Source organism: Polaribacter sp. R2A056_3_33 (assembly GCF_019278485.1).
Classification (GTDB): Bacteria; Bacteroidota; Bacteroidia; order Flavobacteriales; family Flavobacteriaceae; genus Polaribacter.
On record NZ_CP058984.1, the window covers coordinates 2,851,969 to 2,869,826 of the forward strand.

At 30.4% G+C, this 17,858-nt stretch carries 14 protein-coding genes; 7 read left to right on the forward strand and 7 right to left on the reverse strand.

The annotated features are described in order from the left end of the window. Positions 1 to 138: 138 nt before the first annotated feature. The gene (locus H0I29_RS11965) at positions 139 to 1,146 is read right to left on the reverse strand and encodes a kelch repeat-containing protein (protein ID WP_254712619.1); all 1,008 of its coding nucleotides are present in this window, start codon (positions 1,144 to 1,146) and stop codon (positions 139 to 141) included. Between the two features lie 248 nt (positions 1,147 to 1,394). Here H0I29_RS11965 and H0I29_RS11970 point away from each other — a divergent pair, with 248 nt between their 5' ends. From H0I29_RS11970 to H0I29_RS12000, 7 genes are all read left to right on the forward strand, one after another. Continuing rightward, positions 1,395 to 2,714, forward strand: coding sequence for a DUF4270 family protein (locus H0I29_RS11970; RefSeq protein WP_218752520.1), 1,320 nt, complete (start codon positions 1,395 to 1,397; stop codon positions 2,712 to 2,714). A 1-nt stretch (position 2,715) separates the two neighbouring features. After that, positions 2,716 to 3,960 (forward strand): outer membrane protein transport protein, encoded by a 1,245-nt coding sequence (locus H0I29_RS11975; RefSeq protein WP_218752521.1) that lies wholly within the window; start codon positions 2,716 to 2,718, stop codon positions 3,958 to 3,960. A gap of 77 nt (positions 3,961 to 4,037) precedes the next feature. Then, a complete protein-coding gene (gene rluF / locus H0I29_RS11980; RefSeq protein ID WP_218752522.1) occupies positions 4,038 to 4,928 on the forward strand; it encodes a 23S rRNA pseudouridine(2604) synthase RluF in 891 nt (296 codons plus the stop codon). 321 nt (positions 4,929 to 5,249) lie between these two features. After that, positions 5,250 to 6,380 carry a tRNA guanosine(34) transglycosylase Tgt gene (tgt, locus tag H0I29_RS11985; protein ID WP_218732934.1) on the forward strand — a complete coding sequence of 377 codons (1,131 nt, stop codon included), beginning with the start codon at positions 5,250 to 5,252 and terminating at the stop codon, positions 6,378 to 6,380. A gap of 39 nt (positions 6,381 to 6,419) precedes the next feature. After that, positions 6,420 to 7,517 carry an LptF/LptG family permease gene (locus tag H0I29_RS11990; protein WP_218732935.1) on the forward strand — a complete coding sequence of 366 codons (1,098 nt, stop codon included), beginning with the start codon at positions 6,420 to 6,422 and terminating at the stop codon, positions 7,515 to 7,517. Continuing rightward, a complete protein-coding gene (locus H0I29_RS11995; protein ID WP_218752523.1) occupies positions 7,504 to 8,418 on the forward strand; it encodes a DMT family transporter in 915 nt (304 codons plus the stop codon). The genes H0I29_RS11990 and H0I29_RS11995 overlap by 14 nt, the downstream gene beginning before the upstream one ends. A gap of 74 nt (positions 8,419 to 8,492) precedes the next feature. Further along, entirely contained in the window at positions 8,493 to 9,446 is a 954-nt protein-coding gene (locus tag H0I29_RS12000; RefSeq protein ID WP_218732937.1) for an acetyl-CoA carboxylase carboxyltransferase subunit alpha, read from the forward strand. 73 nt (positions 9,447 to 9,519) lie between these two features. Here the strand turns inward: H0I29_RS12000 and H0I29_RS12005 are convergent, their stop codons facing one another. The 6 genes from H0I29_RS12005 to H0I29_RS12030 form a co-directional block, all read right to left on the reverse strand. After that, positions 9,520 to 10,551: a TlpA disulfide reductase family protein gene (locus H0I29_RS12005; RefSeq protein WP_218732938.1), complete on the reverse strand. Its 1,032-nt coding sequence runs from the start codon at positions 10,549 to 10,551 to the stop codon at positions 9,520 to 9,522. Between the two features lie 369 nt (positions 10,552 to 10,920). Then, the gene (locus H0I29_RS12010; RefSeq protein WP_218732939.1) at positions 10,921 to 11,658 is read right to left on the reverse strand and encodes an NYN domain-containing protein; all 738 of its coding nucleotides are present in this window, start codon (positions 11,656 to 11,658) and stop codon (positions 10,921 to 10,923) included. 147 nt (positions 11,659 to 11,805) lie between these two features. Further along, the gene (locus H0I29_RS12015) at positions 11,806 to 12,966 is read right to left on the reverse strand and encodes a DUF3095 family protein (protein WP_218752524.1); all 1,161 of its coding nucleotides are present in this window, start codon (positions 12,964 to 12,966) and stop codon (positions 11,806 to 11,808) included. A gap of 184 nt (positions 12,967 to 13,150) precedes the next feature. Beyond that, positions 13,151 to 14,533, reverse strand: a complete 1,383-nt coding sequence (locus H0I29_RS12020) for a M64 family metallopeptidase (RefSeq protein WP_218752525.1) — start codon at positions 14,531 to 14,533, stop codon at positions 13,151 to 13,153. Continuing rightward, positions 14,530 to 15,000, reverse strand: coding sequence for a hypothetical protein (locus tag H0I29_RS12025; protein WP_218752526.1), 471 nt, complete (start codon positions 14,998 to 15,000; stop codon positions 14,530 to 14,532). Before H0I29_RS12025 ends, H0I29_RS12020 begins: the two co-directional genes overlap by 4 nt. A gap of 113 nt (positions 15,001 to 15,113) precedes the next feature. After that, the gene (locus H0I29_RS12030) at positions 15,114 to 17,678 is read right to left on the reverse strand and encodes an ATP-dependent Clp protease ATP-binding subunit (protein ID WP_218732943.1); all 2,565 of its coding nucleotides are present in this window, start codon (positions 17,676 to 17,678) and stop codon (positions 15,114 to 15,116) included. Positions 17,679 to 17,858 lie beyond the last annotated feature (180 nt).

Genomic DNA, 17,858 nt, shown 5'->3' on the forward strand with positions numbered 1-17,858 from the left:
ATGCAAAATTATATGAGACGTTTCTTAAAACTCTCCCAATAAACTGTTGTTTTTATCACAAAAAAGGTTGAAAATTAAGTTACTAGGAATAAGTAGCTTAATTTTCAACCTTAAATATATCTTTAAAAGTAAGAAGTGTTAATCATCTTCATTTTCTAATTCATAAGGTCTAAACTCCCAAACATCATCAAAATAATAACTACCGCTTCTACCCATTAATACAAATGCTTTTGTATCAAAAGTAAAAGTAGATGCGTTTTGTCTTGCAGATCCTTCAAATACAGGTAATTCTTCCCAAGTATCTGTTGCAGGGCTATATTCCCAAGCATTGGTGTTGATAGAACCAGCAATACCAGTAGTTACATATCCTTTTCCGTCTAAAGAAAATGCTGCACCACTGCTTAAAAGAATGCTATAATCGTCATCATCATCTTCGTCATCATCTAAATCTGTTAAACGTGTCCAGGTAGTTCCGTTAAAAGCATAAAAATCTTCTTCGTAACCACCATTATGAATTCCTAAACCAATATAAGCAACATCATCTATAGTAAAAACAGAGGCATTCTGACGCTTTTGTCCACCAAAACCTACAGATTGTTCCCAAGTATTAGAAGCAACATCGTATTTCCAAAAATCTTTTTGCTCACTACCATCATACCCGGTTCCAATATACCCATCATTACCAATAGCAAAACCAATAGCACCATATCTTGCAGTACCTTCAAAATCTGCTTTTTGAGTCCAAGTGTCAGACGTTGGGTCATATTCCCAAAAATCATTTAATTTATCTACACCGTCATAACCAGTACCTAAATATCCTTTACCGTTTATAGTAAAACCAACAGCACCACTTCTTGCAGTACCAGGAAATGCAGCTTTCTTTACCCAGTAATCACTATCAGAATTATACTCCCAAGTATCAGCTAAATAATCATCACCATCATAACCAGTTACTAAATACCCTTTAGAACCAATGGTAAAACTTACAGAATTCGCTCTAGAATCACCATCAAAAGTAGAACTCTCCACCCAGTTTCCGTACTCATCATCATCGTCATCATCACTACACCCTATAAAAAATAGAGACATTATTAATGTTGCTAAAAAGAGCATACTACTCCTTTGTATTAAATTTGTTTTTCTCATTAGATTTAATTTATTCATTTGCTTAATTATTAGGCAAACTTAAAAGCTAATAAATAGCTAACATTACAAAATAGACAAACAAGGGTATTTTATAGATAAACATGTAAACCAAATGTTAATTTTCTTAAAAGGTGTTAATTATAGGGTTTAACGATGTTTTTTAGTGGTAAGTCTATAAAAAAAGACTGTTTATATATTTTATGATTTCTGATGACGGCTCTCCTAATATTTTTGCTTGAAAAAGTAAAATGAGGTATTTAATTTTTAGTATTATAGGTATGGTCTTTTTAGCGTCTTGCGCTACCGACGATACTACTTATGAAGTAGGAGGTGATTTTATTGAAAACACTATTCAGGTTAGAGTTTTAGATACATTTTCTATAAAAACAGGAACTTTTAAATTAGATTCTATAATTACTTCTAGCACTAATAGAATTTTAGTAGGTAATGTGGTAGATGAAAACTTGGGTACTTTATCTGCAAAATCTTATCTAGAATTAATAACCTCTAATTTTTCTATAAGTACAGATGCGGTGTATGATTCTATAGGGATGATTTTAAATTATGATAATTACTATTATGGAGATACTACAAAAGTACAAACCTATACATTACATAGAATTACAGAAACAGTAGAGCCAGAAGACGATGCTATTAGTTTTTACAATACATCTTCCTTAGAATACGATGCTGCTATTTTAGGACAACTTTCATTTACGCCAAGACCTAATAAATCTACAGATTCTTTATTTGTTAAAATGGATGATGTTTTAGGAAAAGAAATTTTTGATAAAATTGTAGACAATGATATTAATAATACAGACGATTTTCTACAATATTTTAAAGGATTGGTAATTGCACCAGATACTTCTGTAAGTAGCCATGTTTTAGGTTTTAATGCACAAACTACAACAGGTACAGGGAATTCTATGATGCGATTATATTATTCTATAAATGATGATGACAGTGAAGATAATGATTATTACATAGATTTTGTAATTTCTTCATCAGGACAGCAGTTTAATGAAATACAATCAGATTTGTCTAGTACGGTTTTAGGTGATTTTGAAGATGGTGAAGAAATAAAACTGAGTACAACTACAGATAATTTATTGTTTGCACAATCTGGAACAGGAATTACAGCGAGAATAGAGATGCCGTCTATTAAAAAACTTTCTGAATTGTATGAAAATGCTGCTACTTTAAGTGCCGAATTAACCTTTAACCCGTTAAAAGGAAGTTATAGTGATGACAATCCGTTACCAGAATACTTGTCGGTTTATATTGTAGATCATAAAAATAGAATTATACAACAACTTACGGATATAGATGGTAATATAGCTTCTGCAATTTTAATAGAAGATACAGATGAATTTAATGAAGACACTTATTACTACGTTAATTTAAGTGGATTTGTAGAGCAAATTTTATATTCAGACACCGATTTAAATTATGCCTTAATGATTCAGTCGGAAAACTATTCTAAAGAAGTAAATAACATTGTTATAGAAAATAACGCAAGTACTAATAGAGAAGTAAAGTTATCAGTAAAATATTTAAACTATTAAGATGAGAAAAAAGATATTATTACTAGTATTAGTAGTTTCAGGACACGCTTTGTTTGCCCAAAGTAATACAAATACACCCTATTCATTATTTGGTTTAGGTGTAGAAAATAAAACAGCTACAGGAGGTTTAACCGGTTTAGGAAACACAGGTATTGCACAAGCTAATCCGTTTGAAATAAATTTATTTAACCCAGCGAGTTTAAGTAGTATTTTACCAAAATCTTTTTTATATGAATTTGGTTTAAATGGTACATATTCTACCTTACAAACAAATAGTGTTAGTGAAAGTAGTACCAATGGAAACATCTCTCACCTTGCTATTGCGTTTCCTATAAAACAAGGTTGGGGTATGAGTATTGGTTTGCTTCCGTATACAAAAACAGGGTATAATATAGATGTAGAAAATGCTATTGAAGGTTCTGCAGATACTTATATTACTAGAATTACAGGAGAAGGAGGTTTAAATAAATTTTATTTATCTACGGGTTTTAAAGTGATTAAAAATTTATCTTTAGGTGTAGATGTAGCTTTTCTTTTTGGGTCTATCAATCAAGAAAGTATAGCGTATACAGGTTCTTTAGTTTCTATCAGTGATCAAAATCATTACGGCGGAGTAAAATTAAAAACCGGACTTCAATATAAACTACCATCAATTAAAGGTTTAAAAAACACTATTGGAGCTACGTTAGAATTGCCTTCATCTTTAGGAGGAACACAAACAAGAACTTCTTATAAAACATCTTCTAACGGAACCTCAATAAGTATCGAAGAAGATGTAGAAAATGATTTAGAGAATTTTGAACTGCCGTTTTCCTACGGAGTAGGACTTACTTCTGTGATCAATAAAAAAATTACAACAAGTTTAGATTACCGAAAATTACTTTGGAGCGATACTTCTCAACCGCAAAATAACGAAAGTTATGCAGACCAATCTATTTATGCTTTTGGAGTAGAATACGTGTCTACATCAACAAAATATAATTATTGGTCTAACGTAAAATATAGAGCAGGTATTAATTATAATACAGGTTTTTTAAAAATTTCTAACCAACAAATAGACAGTTATTTTGTGTCTTTCGGACTAGGTTTACCAATGAAAAAATATAGTAATGATAATTTTAATATTTCTTATTCTTACGGTAGAGAAGGTACTTTAGATAGCAATTTAATTCAAGAAAACTTTCATAAAATTACTTTAAACCTAAACTTTGTTGGTCAATGGTTTAATAAAAAGAAAATAGATTAAACAAATAGCTTTGTAATTTAAAATAAGTGCGGTAATCCCTTTAAATAATTTGTATTTTTGCACAAAATTATTTTCTTTTGGATACTACAAATCAAAAATCGACAAACCTTAATAAATATATCAGTTCTTCTGGTATGTGCTCTCGTAGAGAGGCAGAAAAATTTATAAATGAAGGTAGAGTTACCATCAACGGTAAACCAACTCAATTAGGAAATCGAGTTGCTAAAAAAGATGTTGTAAAGTTAGACGGACGATTAGTAGAGCCTAAAAATGTTACGCTATATATTGCTTTAAATAAGCCGGTAGGTATTGTTTCTACTACCGATGATAGAGAACCAAATAATATTGTAAAACACGTTAATTACCCAGAAAGATTATTTCCTATTGGCCGTTTAGATAAACCGTCTGAAGGATTAATTTTTTTAACAAATGATGGAGACATCGTTAATAAGATTCTACGTGCAGGTAACAATCACGAGAAGGAGTACTTTGTTTCTGTAGATAAATCTATCACAGATGATTTTATTGATAAAATGGGGAGTGGAATTCCTATTTTAGGTACTATGACCAAAAAATGTTTGGTAGAAAAAGTAAGCGATAAAATTTTTAAAATCATTTTAACGCAAGGGTTAAACCGTCAAATTCGTAGAATGTGCGAATACTTAGATTACGAAGTAACTAAGTTAAAACGTACTAGAATAATGAATGTTGAACTTGGTTATCTACAATCTGGAGATTGGCGAGAATTAACAGATGAAGAAATGAAAGAAATTAATAAAATGATTTCTAGTTCATCAAAAACACAAGAAGCATCTATAGTAAAAGAGAAGCCTAAAAAGCAAGTTTCTAAGAAAAAAGCAGCGCCAACTAAAAACGATTTCAATAAAAAAAGTGCTTCTTTTAGAAAATCATCACCAAAAAGTAAAAGAAATAATGCTGGTGCTTCCTCTAAAAAGAAACGCTGGTAATCTTTTTTGGGCGTTACCTTGTAGGTCAGGCTTTACGCTATATCTTTTTTAATAGCATGTATGCAAAAAGCATAAATACTATTAAAAAAGGATGCCGCTGCAATCCTTAACGCACGTTTTAGCCAACAAAAATAAACCCTTAACTTTTTGCCTTTTTTATAACAGTTCATTTTATTTATCAATTCTTAAATAATAGTATCTTTGCAGGCAATGAAATGGAATTTATTTTAGAAAATAAATAAATGAAAGAACCAGATAGTTATATAGGTTCTAAAGTTTTGTAATTAATTATAGTTACAAAAATCATCAAAAATTAAACGATTGAAATTCGACTTAAAAATTACCGACCCAAAAAGTAAGGCAAGAGCAGGAGTAATAACTACTGATCACGGAGTAATAGAAACTCCTATTTTTATGCCTGTGGGAACTGTTGGAACCGTAAAAGGAGTACATCAAACAGAATTAAAAAACGACATAAATCCTGATATTATTTTAGGAAATACATATCACTTATACTTACGTCCTGGTTTAGATATTTTAGAAAAAGCAGGTGGTTTGCACAAGTTTATGAATTGGGATAGAAATATTCTTACAGATTCTGGTGGTTACCAAGTATATTCTCTTTCTGGAAGAAGAAAAATAAACGAAGAAGGAGTAAAGTTTAAAAGTCATATAGATGGTTCTACGCATCATTTTACACCAGAAAATGTAATGGAAACGCAAAGAACTATTGGTGCAGACATTATTATGGCATTTGATGAGTGTACTCCATATCCTTGTGATTATAATTACGCAAAACGATCTATGCATATGACACATAGATGGTTAACGAGATGTATCAACCACTTAGATAAATTACCTTATAAATACGGTTTCGAGCAAACTTTTATGCCAATTGTACAAGGTAGTACGTATAAAGATTTACGTAGACAATCTGCAGAATATATTGCAAATTCAGGACAACAAGCAAATGCAATTGGAGGTCTTTCAGTAGGTGAGCCTGCAGAAGAAATGTATGCAATGACAGAGGTTGTTACAGAAATTTTACCAGAAGACAAACCAAGATATTTAATGGGGGTTGGTACACCAATTAACATTTTAGAAAACATTGCTCTAGGTATAGATATGTTCGATTGTGTTATGCCAACAAGAAATGCAAGAAACGGAATGTTGTTTACAGCACACGGTTCTATCAATATTAAAAATAAAAAATGGGCAGAAGATTTTAGTCCGATAGACGATATGGGAATTACAGGAGTAGACACCATGTATTCTAAAGCCTATTTACGCCATTTATTTGCAGCAAAAGAAATGTTAGGAAAACAGATTGCCTCAATTCATAATTTAGGTTTCTATGTTTGGTTAACACGCGAAGCAAGAAAACATATCTTAGCAGGAGATTTTAGAGAGTGGAAAGATATGATGGTAAAACAAATGGATAAACGTTTGTAATTATTTACATATTCTAAATTACAAAATAAAGCTACGCTTTTGAAAATAATAGACTGGTACATATTAAAACGATTTTTGGTAACTTTCTTGTTCACCTTATTAATCTTGATTCCTATTGCTATTGCCATAGATATATCAGAAAAGATTGATAACTTTTTAGAGCATGCAGATTTAGGATTGTACCAAATTATAGATGAATATTACAAGAATTTTATCATCTATTATGCCAATACATTTATGCCTTTGGCATTATTTATTGCTGTAATTTTATTTACTTCTAAACTATCTAATAATACAGAAATTATTGCCATTACAAATGCAAGAGTTTCATTTACACGTTTTTTATATCCTTATTTTGTTGGAGCTAGTTTAGTAACAATTATTTCTTTAGGAATGAATCATTTTGTGGTTCCTAATAGTAGTAAGGAAAGAAAAAAGTTTGAAAGAGAGTATATTAAAAGTAACAGGCAAAAGCACGAGTTAAAATATGTAAGAGAATTTAGTTTGCAACTTACAGATAGCACCTACATTTTTATACGTAGTTTTGATACAGAATCTAATTCAGGTTATGATTTTACATCAGAAGTATATGATGGTATAGAAATGAAATCGAAACTAGTTGCTGATAGAATAAGTTATAAAAAAACCGATTCTACTTCTACTTTTACCTTATCTAATTGGAAATTACGTAAAATTTTTAAAGACAGAGATAGTATATTTTCAGGGAGTAAAATAGATACTGTTTTTAACTTTACACCAAGAGATTTAATTTATAAATCTGCCTTAGCACAAGAAATGCCTTCTGGAGAATTACAAGAATTTATTGGTGTTTCTAAAAAGAGAGGTGTTAAAAACTTAAATGCATATCTAGTAGAGTTTTATAAAAGAACAAGCTTACCAATAGCTTCTTATATTTTAACAATTATTGCTGTTGCTTTGGCTTTTAGAAAAAGAAGAGGTGGTACTGGAGTCAATTTGGCTATAGGAATTGGGCTCATGTTTATGTATGTTTTCTTAATGAAAATAGCTGAGGTTTTAGGTGCTGTTGCTGGTGTTAACTCGCTACTTTATGTTTGGCTTCCGAATATTGTTTTTGGCTGCGTAGCTATTTATCTCTACTATAATGCAAGAAAATAAGTTAAACAATTATTTACAGTTACACCTTATCGTTTTTATTTGGGGGTTTACTGCAATTTTAGGCGCATTAATTAGCTTAGATGCCATACCGTTAGTTTGGTACAGAATGTCTTTAGCGGTACTTTTTATTGTACTTTATTTTATTATCAAAAAAAAATCATTTAAAGTTGACAAAAAAGGACTTTTAAAGTTCTTTGTAACAGGAGTTATCATTGCCCTACATTGGATTTTTTTCTTTAAAGCCATAAAGGTTTCTAATGTTTCTGTTGCGCTAGTAACTATAAGTACTGGGGCATTTTTTGCCGCTTTAATAGAACCTATTTTCTATAAAAGAAGAATTAATCCATTAGAAATGGTGTTGGGCTTAATTGTTATTTTGGGGCTTTATATCATCTTTAATTTTGAGAGTCAATATAAATTAGGAATTATCTATGCGTTAATTGCATCTTTTTTAAGTGCATTGTTCTCTGTGTTTAATGGTCTTTTTATTAAAGAATATGCTGCAAATACAATATCATTATATCAATTAGTTTTTGGGGTACTTTTTATAACTGTTTATCTTTTAGTTACAAATGGTTTCTCGGTCTCTTTTTTTATAATTCCAAATTCAGATTGGATATACCTTTTAATTTTAAGTAGTATCTGTACGGCGTATGCATTTATAGCTTCTGTTAAAATAATGAAATATATATCGCCATATACGGTAATGCTAACCATTAATTTAGAACCTATTTATGCAATTGTTTTAGCATTATTTATATTTGGTGAAAAAGAAAAAATGAATCCAGAATTTTATTTTGGAGCATTTATAGTACTCTTTGTAGTTTTATTAAACGGAATTATAAAGAATAAAACGGTGATAAGAAATAAAATTAAAGCAAAGACTGTTAGAAAAAAGTAACTTCTTTTTAAAAAAAACAACTAATTTTATAGTATGTTTGTCTATTCAAACAACTAAAATCAAATAATTACAATATGGAATATTTAGATTTTGAAATGCCTATTAAAGAGCTTTTAGATCAACTAGATAAATGCCAAATAATTGGTAAAGAAAGTGATGTAGATGTAAGTGCTACTTGTAAGAAAATCGAAAAGAAATTAGACAAAGCTAAGAAAGATATATATAAGAACTTAACACCTTGGCAAAGAGTTCAATTATCTAGACACCCTAATAGACCTTATACTTTAGATTATATTAAAGCTATTTGCGGAAACACCTTTATGGAGCTTCATGGAGATAGAAATGTAAAGGATGATAAAGCCATGATTGGTGGTTTGGGTAAAATTGGAGATCAGTCTTTTATGTTTATTGGTCAACAAAAAGGGTACAATACAAAAACGCGTCAGTATAGAAACTTTGGGATGGCAAACCCTGAAGGTTACAGAAAAGCGTTGCGTTTAATGAAAATGGCAGAGAAGTTTGGTATTCCTGTGGTTACTTTATTAGATACACCTGGTGCATATCCTGGTTTAGAAGCAGAAGAGCGTGGACAAGGAGAAGCTATTGCTAGAAATATTTTAGAAATGACTCGTTTAAAAACACCAATTATTACAGTTGTTATTGGAGAAGGAGCTTCTGGTGGTGCTGTAGGTATTGGAGTAGGTGATAGAGTTTATATGATGGAAAATACTTGGTATACTGTTATTTCTCCAGAATCTTGTTCTTCTATTTTATGGAGAAGTTGGGAATATAAAGAACAAGCTGCTGCTGCATTAAAGTTAACAGGTACAGATATGAAGAAGTTAAAATTAATTGACGGAATTATAGCTGAACCAATAGGTGGAGCGCATACTGATAGAGAAGGAGCTTTTAAAGCGGTACAAGAACAAATTCTTACTGCATTTGATGAGTTAAAAGATTTAAATGATACGGATTTAGTTTCTCAAAGAATGGATAAATATGCTGCAATGGGAGTTTACAAAGAGTAATCTCTTATTACTAAGCACAAAAAAAGGCGAAATCTACATGTAGATTTCGCCTTTTTTAGGAATTTATATTTAATTATATATTATCTAAAGACTCTAATAAAGATTTTAATCTAGGATCTGAAGGTCTTGGTGCATTTGCTTCTACAATATTTCCTTGTGGATCAATTAAAATAAATCTTGGAATACCAGAAATTTGATACGCTTGCTGAAAACTAAAGTCTTGTCCTGCCCAAAGTTGAACACCACTTAATTCTTTGTCTTTTACAAAGTCTCTCCATTTTTTTTCTGCAGCTTCCCAAGAACCACCACTTCTTCTAGACTCGTCAGTAGAAATACTAACAAATTCTATATTTTTATTATGAAATTCTTTTTCTATACTTTTTAAAGAAGGTATTTCTCTAATACAAGGTCCGCACCAAGTAGCCCAAACATCTATATATACATATTTTCCTTTAAAAGAATCTAAAGATTTTTTACCACCTTTAACATCTACATAATTTTCAAATTTAGGAGAAACGTTTCCTTTTCCCATACTTTTATTTGATACATACGTTTTTTCAAAGTACTCAAACATTTGTGTGTTTTGTTTAGAAGCCATATCTACTAAAGAACTATCTAAATCATCATAAGACGATAAAATACTATCAAAATCTTTTTTTAATGAGGTCATTTTAGCTTCGAAAGCTTCTTGGTCTAAAGCAAAAAGATCTGCAGGGTTTCCTATATTCTCACTTTGTTCTAATTGTGCAATGATAAAATTAGAGTTAGAAGATCCAGCTCCTGAATACTTGAAACTTTTCATGAATTCTTCAGAATCACCTTTTACCGTAATGTCAAACCCATTTTTTAAATATAATGGAGCTCTTTTTTGAGCACTAGTTTGAAATGTATAAACATCTACTTTTGGCACTTTTAAGGTGTCTTTAAAAGAACCATCTTTATTAATTGTAATTGTTTTAAGGATACCTGTTCTACTAGAAATTGTTAGAATAGAATCTGTGTTATTTTCTAATTTACCAGATAAAGAAACGTATTCTTTAGAATGTTCTTTTGTACAAGAAGCAATTGCTAATAGTGTAAAAAGTGCAAGTGTTAATTTTTTCATTTTTTTTATGCTTAAATTTAATTACAAATATATGGTATATGTGTAAATAAAATAGTTAAATAATTTACAAGAATGCAATCGAAATTACTTTTAGAATAGCAATTAAAAAAATTAGCAACCTTTTTATTTAAATTCTCTTCTATTAGATTTTACTAAAATTAAAGAATTTTTTCTTCGGATAAAAAAGTTGGCACTTTTGAATACTGAAATGAAAAGAATAAAAAAAAACTCTAGTTCTTATTTAGTTGATAAGATCTAGAGTTTTATAGTAGAAGAAAAGGTGCTTTATAATATGATATTATTGCAATTTCTTAATTTGTTGCTTTTTTAATTATTGGTTTAAGGCAATTGCTTAAGTAAAACCTTAAACTATTTATTTTTTACAAAAATTAATTTGTGTCTGCTCTTGGAGTTTTCTCTTTGGTCTAAGTCAAATTTACCAATAGACTTAATAAGCGGAGTTAATTTGTCAAAACCATAATTTCTTGAATCGAAATTAGGTTGTTTTTTCTGAAGTAAACTCCCTACATCACCAAGAAATGCCCAACCTTCTTCATCAGATAAATCTGAAATAGTAGAAGAGATTAGTTTAATTACTTTTGACGTTATTTTGTCAACGCTATCTTTTTCATTTTCTTTTGTGCTAACACTTTCTTTCTTTTCGGTTTGCTTTCTAAGAATTTCTATATAGATAAATTTATCACAAGCAACAATAAAGGGCGTTGGAGTTTTTTTCTCTCCAATACCAATAACTTGCTGACCTGCTTCTCTTAATCGAGTTGCTAGTTTTGTAAAATCGCTATCACTAGAAACTAAGCAAAAACCATTTACTTTTTCTGAATATAGAATATCCATCGCATCAATGATCATGGCAGAGTCGGTGGCATTTTTTCCGGTAGTATATGCGTATTGTTGTATAGGAGTAATCGCATTTTGTAACAGTAAATTTTTCCACTTAGACAAATGCGGACTCGTCCAATCTCCATAAATTCTTTTAATAGTTGGGTTGCCATACTTTGCAATTTCTTCCATCATTTCCTTAACGTGAGCAGACGGTATGTTGTCTCCGTCTATAAGTACTGCTAAATTTATATTGTTTTGGGCCATTTTTTTGTTTTGTAATTGCATCGAACAGAAGTATGTTCGGCGTCTTCAATTCTATTAATTATAATTTAAAAAGTAAAGTTAGTTTTTTGGTTTCATAAAATCAACAAGTACTAAATATTTGTTTTTTATCAAAATTGAATAATCAAACTAATTTAATGCTTTCATTTTTACTTTAAACATTTTTGCTGCAGATGTGTAGCCTCCTTCTGTACCATCTACAAAGTGTGCATGTTTTGTTTTTCTATCTAACACGTAGCAAGACATTACGGAGGCGTGTGTTACATGGATGCCATAAATAATTTTATTTTCTTTTTCTAGTTGATTTAGGTACGTTGTAAAAAGATCTATTTTAGGTTGTTCTGCTGTAAATATTGTATTAATCATGCCGTCTAACATAAAAGTATGTGATAATTGACCAATTTGATTTAAGTATTGCTTTCCATCTTCAGACATGTTAAAGTACCATTTACCAATCAAAGTTTTAAACCAATTTTTTAATAAATATTTTAAGTTATTATTGGCAAGTGTAACTTTCATTTCTTCCCATATTTTAGAAATGCTAAAATTTAATTTTAAATTTTTCGATTTTATAGGTTGCCTATTGTTGAAGGTGCCAAAAATAGTATCCATTTTTATAAGTACATCTCTATAAATAGCTCTTTGATCATTTTCGTTTACCGTATCTAACAATAAACAAATCACTTTCTTTTGGGTTTGTCTTGGGTTTATTTCTTTCCACCTACATTCCATCCCTTCTAAGTTTAAAAGGTCTTTTTTAAAATCAATATCTTCTATTTTTGTAAAAGTACTTTTAATGATTTCTTCTGCTTTTTTTAAACCGTTTCCTAAAATAATAGGAATTGCTAATTGATCTGTTAGTTGGTGTTTTACTATTTTTAGATTAGCTTTTTTTTCTGATAATTCTTGTATAGAAATATGTCCAACCCTAAGTATTAAATCGATGTTTTTTTTAATATGAAGACTGTAATTTTCTAAAACCAAGGTAATTTTATTTAGAAGTAATGCTGGTATAATAAAAGTAGCGCCATCTCCTCCAAAAAAATATGGAATTTCTATGTTTTTCTTCTCTTTTCTAATGGTGTTTAATACAGAAATTATTGCTCCGGTTGCTGTTAGGTTTATTTGATGATGTTTTCCTTCATCAACAGCTTTGGTAGAATTTTTAATATCAACAACTACTACATGCCAAGTATTTGGTAATTCTGAGAAATCAGATTCATCTGCTAATAAATCAACGAGTGTTTTACTAGAACTTTTTAATTGGGTGTAATATTTTATATTTTCCATTATTGTAAATACAGATTAATGAGATATATGTGTCGTTTGCTAAGTTAGTTTTTTTTAAAATAAATAAGAAGTTAAATAAGATGTGGGTTTGTTAGTATAATGAAAAGGTTGAAACAAAAAAAACTCAAAATGTATATTTTGAGTTTTTTTGAAACTAATTTTATGTTTTAAAAAAGGAACGTTTTTATTCTTTAATTATTTTCTTAGAAATATGTAATCCGTTTGCAAACGTAAAGTTGATAAAATATACTCCAGAAGGTAGTGTGCCTATTCGAATATTTTGATTTTCAACTACGTTATTTATTTTTTTCTGAATCAATTGCTTTCCAGAAATATCACTAATAAACACGTTATAGTCTTCATTATTGTTGGTAACATCAAAATATAAAATATCCTGAGTTGGGTTTGGAAATAGTTTGATGTCAAAATTGTTTGTAGAGATATCATCGATACTTAAAGTACTAGAATTGATATTCCAAAGTGTCGTAGAAAAATGTACGGTTTCATGATTGTCAACTTTAAGTAATGTAGTTTTATCTTCAATAGTTGCTAGTAGTTGATTATTTCCACTCGTTAAATCTTCTTTTGAAATAGAGACCGTATAGTCTTCACTATTTATTACTGTTCCGTTTAAAGTCCATGAAATGTCTAAGGTGTTTGGAAGTGGATTTATAGTGTTTATTGTAAAATCTATAGGTGTAGATAAATCTATAGAACCTGTATTTTGTGGTGAATAGTTTTCTATTACCGAAGTTAAAGAGTGTATTTGCTCTATAGTTCCCTCTGTACAAACTGAACAAAAAGGACTATTTAAAGATTCCATTTTACAATTTTGATGAGGCTTATACCAGCTTGCAGCCGTTCCGGATGTGCCATGCGGATAAATGCCAACTCCATTTAGGTTCATCCAATTTTTCCATTTTACATTTGTAGGGTTCGTCTCTTGGGTCATGTTTATGCCTTCTCTTACATAAATATCTCCGGGGTAATATTCATCAATAAGATTTGCAAAAGAGTGTCCTAGTTCATGTATAGCAATTTGGTTAGCTGACGCATGTAAGGATGCTACTGCAATTTCACCACCACTACCACCATAATACGGACTGTTTACTAACACTAAAACAATGTCGTAATTAGGGAAATTATTAGCTAAAACAGTGTTTACTTTAGCGTTGTTAGCAACCAAAAGTCGATGAACGCCATACGCATCAAAAGTCGATTCAAAATAATTGTCTACAGTAGCTGCAGGTTGATTGTTAGAAGTAGCTTCATCTGATGCTGTACGAGGATGTTTTGCGCCACTTTCATTAGACGGTACTTTTATTGCGTGCACATTAAAATAATTTTTATACTCTTTATAAGGTGTTTCTGCAAACAGAGCATTTGAAAAATTAGTGGCATCTGTTATAAATTGATTCAGTTCTGTACTTTGATATCCGTCTGATAGAATTACAACATTAATTCTACTATCATTAGAGCCAGATTGTGTAATTGTTGTTACATCAAAAGTTTGTGCGGTAACAGATGCGCACAAAAATAGAATAGATAAGAGTAGTGTTTTTTTCATAATTGTATTTTTAAAAGACTGTTATTGGTTTCTCTTAGTAATTTAAGTGTTATAAATTTTGTTTGTGGTTTTAAATCCATTCGAATAGATAGGGTAGTGCTGTCTAATTCGATTGTTTTTCGACTTAATTTACCAGAATCATCTGCGTACTCGAAGTTTTTTATTAATGGATTTTCTATCTGAATACTATCAATAGCTACAGAATTTACATCTTGTTGAATACAGATTAAATCTCCAGGACTACTACTAGTTCTTTTTTTGAAATTCTTTTTAAGACTTCCTACTGTAATTATTTTATCAATAAAAGTAAGTTCTATATTTTTATCCTTAGAAACTTTATAAGTTAAGAAAATAATTTGAGAGTCTATAGGTTTAGTTTCCTTAATGGTAGAATTGTTCGTAGTATTCTTTTTTATAGAAGTACAACTTGCTAAAACTAGAAATAAAAGTAAGTAAATAGATTTCATTTTAATTATAAATAAGCAAAGTTAGCCTATTTCAATTAAAAGACAATATAGAGTAAAATGTTCTTTTATAGAAAAAAGAAATCCCAAACTTTCGTTTGGGATTTTTATAGTTTTTAAGATTCCTTTTCGGTCTCTGTCCTTGTTTCAGGTTTCTTTTCACCTTTTTCAATGGTAATGGTGAGTTTGTTTTCCTTCTCATCCAAATCCATATTTATAGTGTCACCTTCATAGAGTTTAGAGTTTACAATTTCTTCTGCTAAAGCATCTTCAATGTATTTCTGTATTGCTCTTTTAAGTGGTCTTGCTCCATATTTTTTATCAAAACCTTTGTCTGCAATGTAATCTTTTGCTTTTTCGCTTAAGTTTAAAGTGTAGCCTAAATCTGATATTCTATGTAATAATTTATCTAACTCGATATCTATAATTTTATGAATATCATCTCTTTCTAAAGCGTTAAATACAATTACGTCGTCTATTCTGTTTAAAAACTCCGGAGCAAAAGACTTCTTTAAAGCACCTTCTAGTACGGATTTTGCGTGTTCATCTGCTTGTGCTGCTTTAGTAGCTGTACCAAAACCTACACCACCACCAAAGTCTTTTAATTGACGTGCACCAATGTTAGAAGTCATAATAATTATGGTATTTCTAAAATCGATTTTTCTACCTAAGCTATCGGTAATGTGACCGTCATCTAAAATTTGTAGCAACATATTAAACACATCTGGATGCGCTTTTTCTATCTCGTCTAACAAAACTACAGAATATGGTTTTCTTCTCACTTTTTCAGTTAACTGTCCGCCTTCTTCATAACCAACATATCCTGGAGGCGCTCCAATTAAACGAGAGATAGCAAACTTCTCCATGTATTCACTCATGTCAATTCTAATTAAAGAATCGTCAGAATCAAATAATTCACGAGCTAAAACTTTAGCTAATTGTGTTTTACCAACACCAGTTTGTCCTAAGAAAATAAAAGAACCAATTGGTTTGTTAGGATCTTTTAACCCAACTCTATTACGCTGTATTGCTTTTACTACTTTGGTAACCGCTTCATTTTGTCCAATTACTTTTCCTTTAATTAAGGCAGGTAATTCGTGTAATCTATTAGTTTCTGCTTCTGCAACTCTATTTACAGGAATTCCTGTCATCATAGAAACAACTTCTGCAACATTATCTTCAGTTACTATTTCTCTATTTAATTTAGAATCTTCTTCCCATTGGTTTTGAGCAGAATTTAAAGCAGCTTCCATGTTTTTTTCATCGTCACGTAACTTAGCAGCTTCTTCATATTTCTGTCCGTTTACAGCTTTGGTTTTTTGATCTCTAATAATTTCTAACTTAGATTCTAACTCTAAAACTTGTTGCGGAACAACGATGTTTGTAATATGAATTCTAGATCCGGCCTCATCTAAAGCATCAATAGCTTTGTCTGGTAGGTATCTATCGGTCATGTATCTGTTTGTTAATTTTACACAAGCTTCAATAGCATCATCTGTATAATTTACATGGTGATGTTCTTCGTATTTATTTTTTATATTTTGTAAAATCTGTATCGTTTCTTCTACTGAAGTTGGATCTACAATTACCTTTTGAAAACGACGTTCTAACGCGCCATCTTTTTCGATATTCGTTCTAAATTCATCCAACGTAGTTGCACCAATACATTGTATTTCTCCTCTAGCTAAAGCAGGTTTTAGCATATTAGATGCATCTAAAGAACCGGTTGCTCCACCAGCACCAACAATGGTGTGAATTTCATCTATAAAAAGAATGATATCATCATTTTTTTCAAGTTCATTCATTAAGGCTTTCATGCGTTCTTCAAACTGACCACGGTATTTTGTGCCAGCAACTAAGCTTGCTAAATCTAAAGAAACAATACGTTTGTCGAATAAAATTCTTGACACTTTTCTTTCAATAATTCGCAAAGCTAAACCTTCTGCAATGGCAGATTTACCAACACCTGGTTCTCCAATTAACATTGGATTGTTTTTCTTTCTACGACTTAAAATTTGAGAAACTCGTTCTATTTCTTTTTGTCTACCAACTACCGGATCTAATTTTCCTTTTTCTGCTAAATCTGTTAAATCTCTACCGAAATTATCTAATACCGGAGTCTTCGATTTTTTTACAGTTTTTCCCTTTTGAGGTTGGTCAAAAGGATTCGATCTTTCTGAAGCAAATTCATCATCAGAAGGCGTTTCTGCAATAGGGTTTGTCGGTAAATCTATATCATCTACATGTAGTTGTTTGTAAAGCGTTTTAGCTTCATCATAATTTACATGGTATTTGTGAATTAACTTTGTAGTTGGGTCGTTTTCATTTCTTAAAATACAAAGTAATAAATGTGCCGTATCTATAGATTCGCTCTGATATAATTTAGCTTCTAAAAAAGTTGTTTTTAAGGCTTTTTCAGCTTGTCTTGTTAATCGTAAACTCGGCTTATCTGTGCTTTCTGTAAACGTTGGGGTTACAGGGTTTAATTGTTCTAATTTTTTACGCAATAAAACAAAATCAACATCAAATGCTGTTAATATTTCTATTGCTTTTCCTTCTCCTTGTCTTATTAAACCTAGTAAAAGATGTTCTGTTCCAATAAATTCTTGCCCTAAACGTAGCGCTTCTTCTTTACTGAAAGTAATTACATCTCTAACCTTTGGTGAAAAATTATCGTCCATATTTCTATCTGTCTATTATTGATGTGTTGTAAATTTAGTCCTTTTTTTTGTAGATAATTACAAAAAAGATGCCAATGCTAAAAAAACTGACAGTTTGACTAAGATACCAAGGTAGAAAACTCTTGTAAATCAAGCAAATAAATTCTTGTTAAAAATTATGAAATAATGTTGATAACTCTA

Excerpts from the sequence above, each read along its gene's own strand:
- H0I29_RS11995 (WP_218752523.1), top strand. The coding sequence starts at position 7,504 with ATGCAAGAAAATAAGTTAAACAATTATTTACAGTTACACCTTATCGTT.
- H0I29_RS12015 (WP_218752524.1), bottom strand. The coding sequence starts at position 12,966 with ATGGAAAATATAAAATATTACACCCAATTAAAAAGTTCTAGTAAAACA.
- H0I29_RS11965 (WP_254712619.1), bottom strand. The coding sequence starts at position 1,146 with ATGAGAAAAACAAATTTAATACAAAGGAGTAGTATGCTCTTTTTAGCA.
- H0I29_RS12030 (WP_218732943.1), bottom strand. The coding sequence starts at position 17,678 with ATGGACGATAATTTTTCACCAAAGGTTAGAGATGTAATTACTTTCAGT.
- H0I29_RS11970 (WP_218752520.1), top strand. The coding sequence starts at position 1,395 with ATGAGGTATTTAATTTTTAGTATTATAGGTATGGTCTTTTTAGCGTCT.
- H0I29_RS12020 (WP_218752525.1), bottom strand. The coding sequence starts at position 14,533 with ATGAAAAAAACACTACTCTTATCTATTCTATTTTTGTGCGCATCTGTT.
- H0I29_RS11975 (WP_218752521.1), top strand. The coding sequence starts at position 2,716 with ATGAGAAAAAAGATATTATTACTAGTATTAGTAGTTTCAGGACACGCT.
- H0I29_RS12010 (WP_218732939.1), bottom strand. The coding sequence starts at position 11,658 with ATGGCCCAAAACAATATAAATTTAGCAGTACTTATAGACGGAGACAAC.
- H0I29_RS12005 (WP_218732938.1), bottom strand. The coding sequence starts at position 10,551 with ATGAAAAAATTAACACTTGCACTTTTTACACTATTAGCAATTGCTTCT.
- H0I29_RS12025 (WP_218752526.1), bottom strand. The coding sequence starts at position 15,000 with ATGAAATCTATTTACTTACTTTTATTTCTAGTTTTAGCAAGTTGTACT.
- H0I29_RS12000 (WP_218732937.1), top strand. The coding sequence starts at position 8,493 with ATGGAATATTTAGATTTTGAAATGCCTATTAAAGAGCTTTTAGATCAA.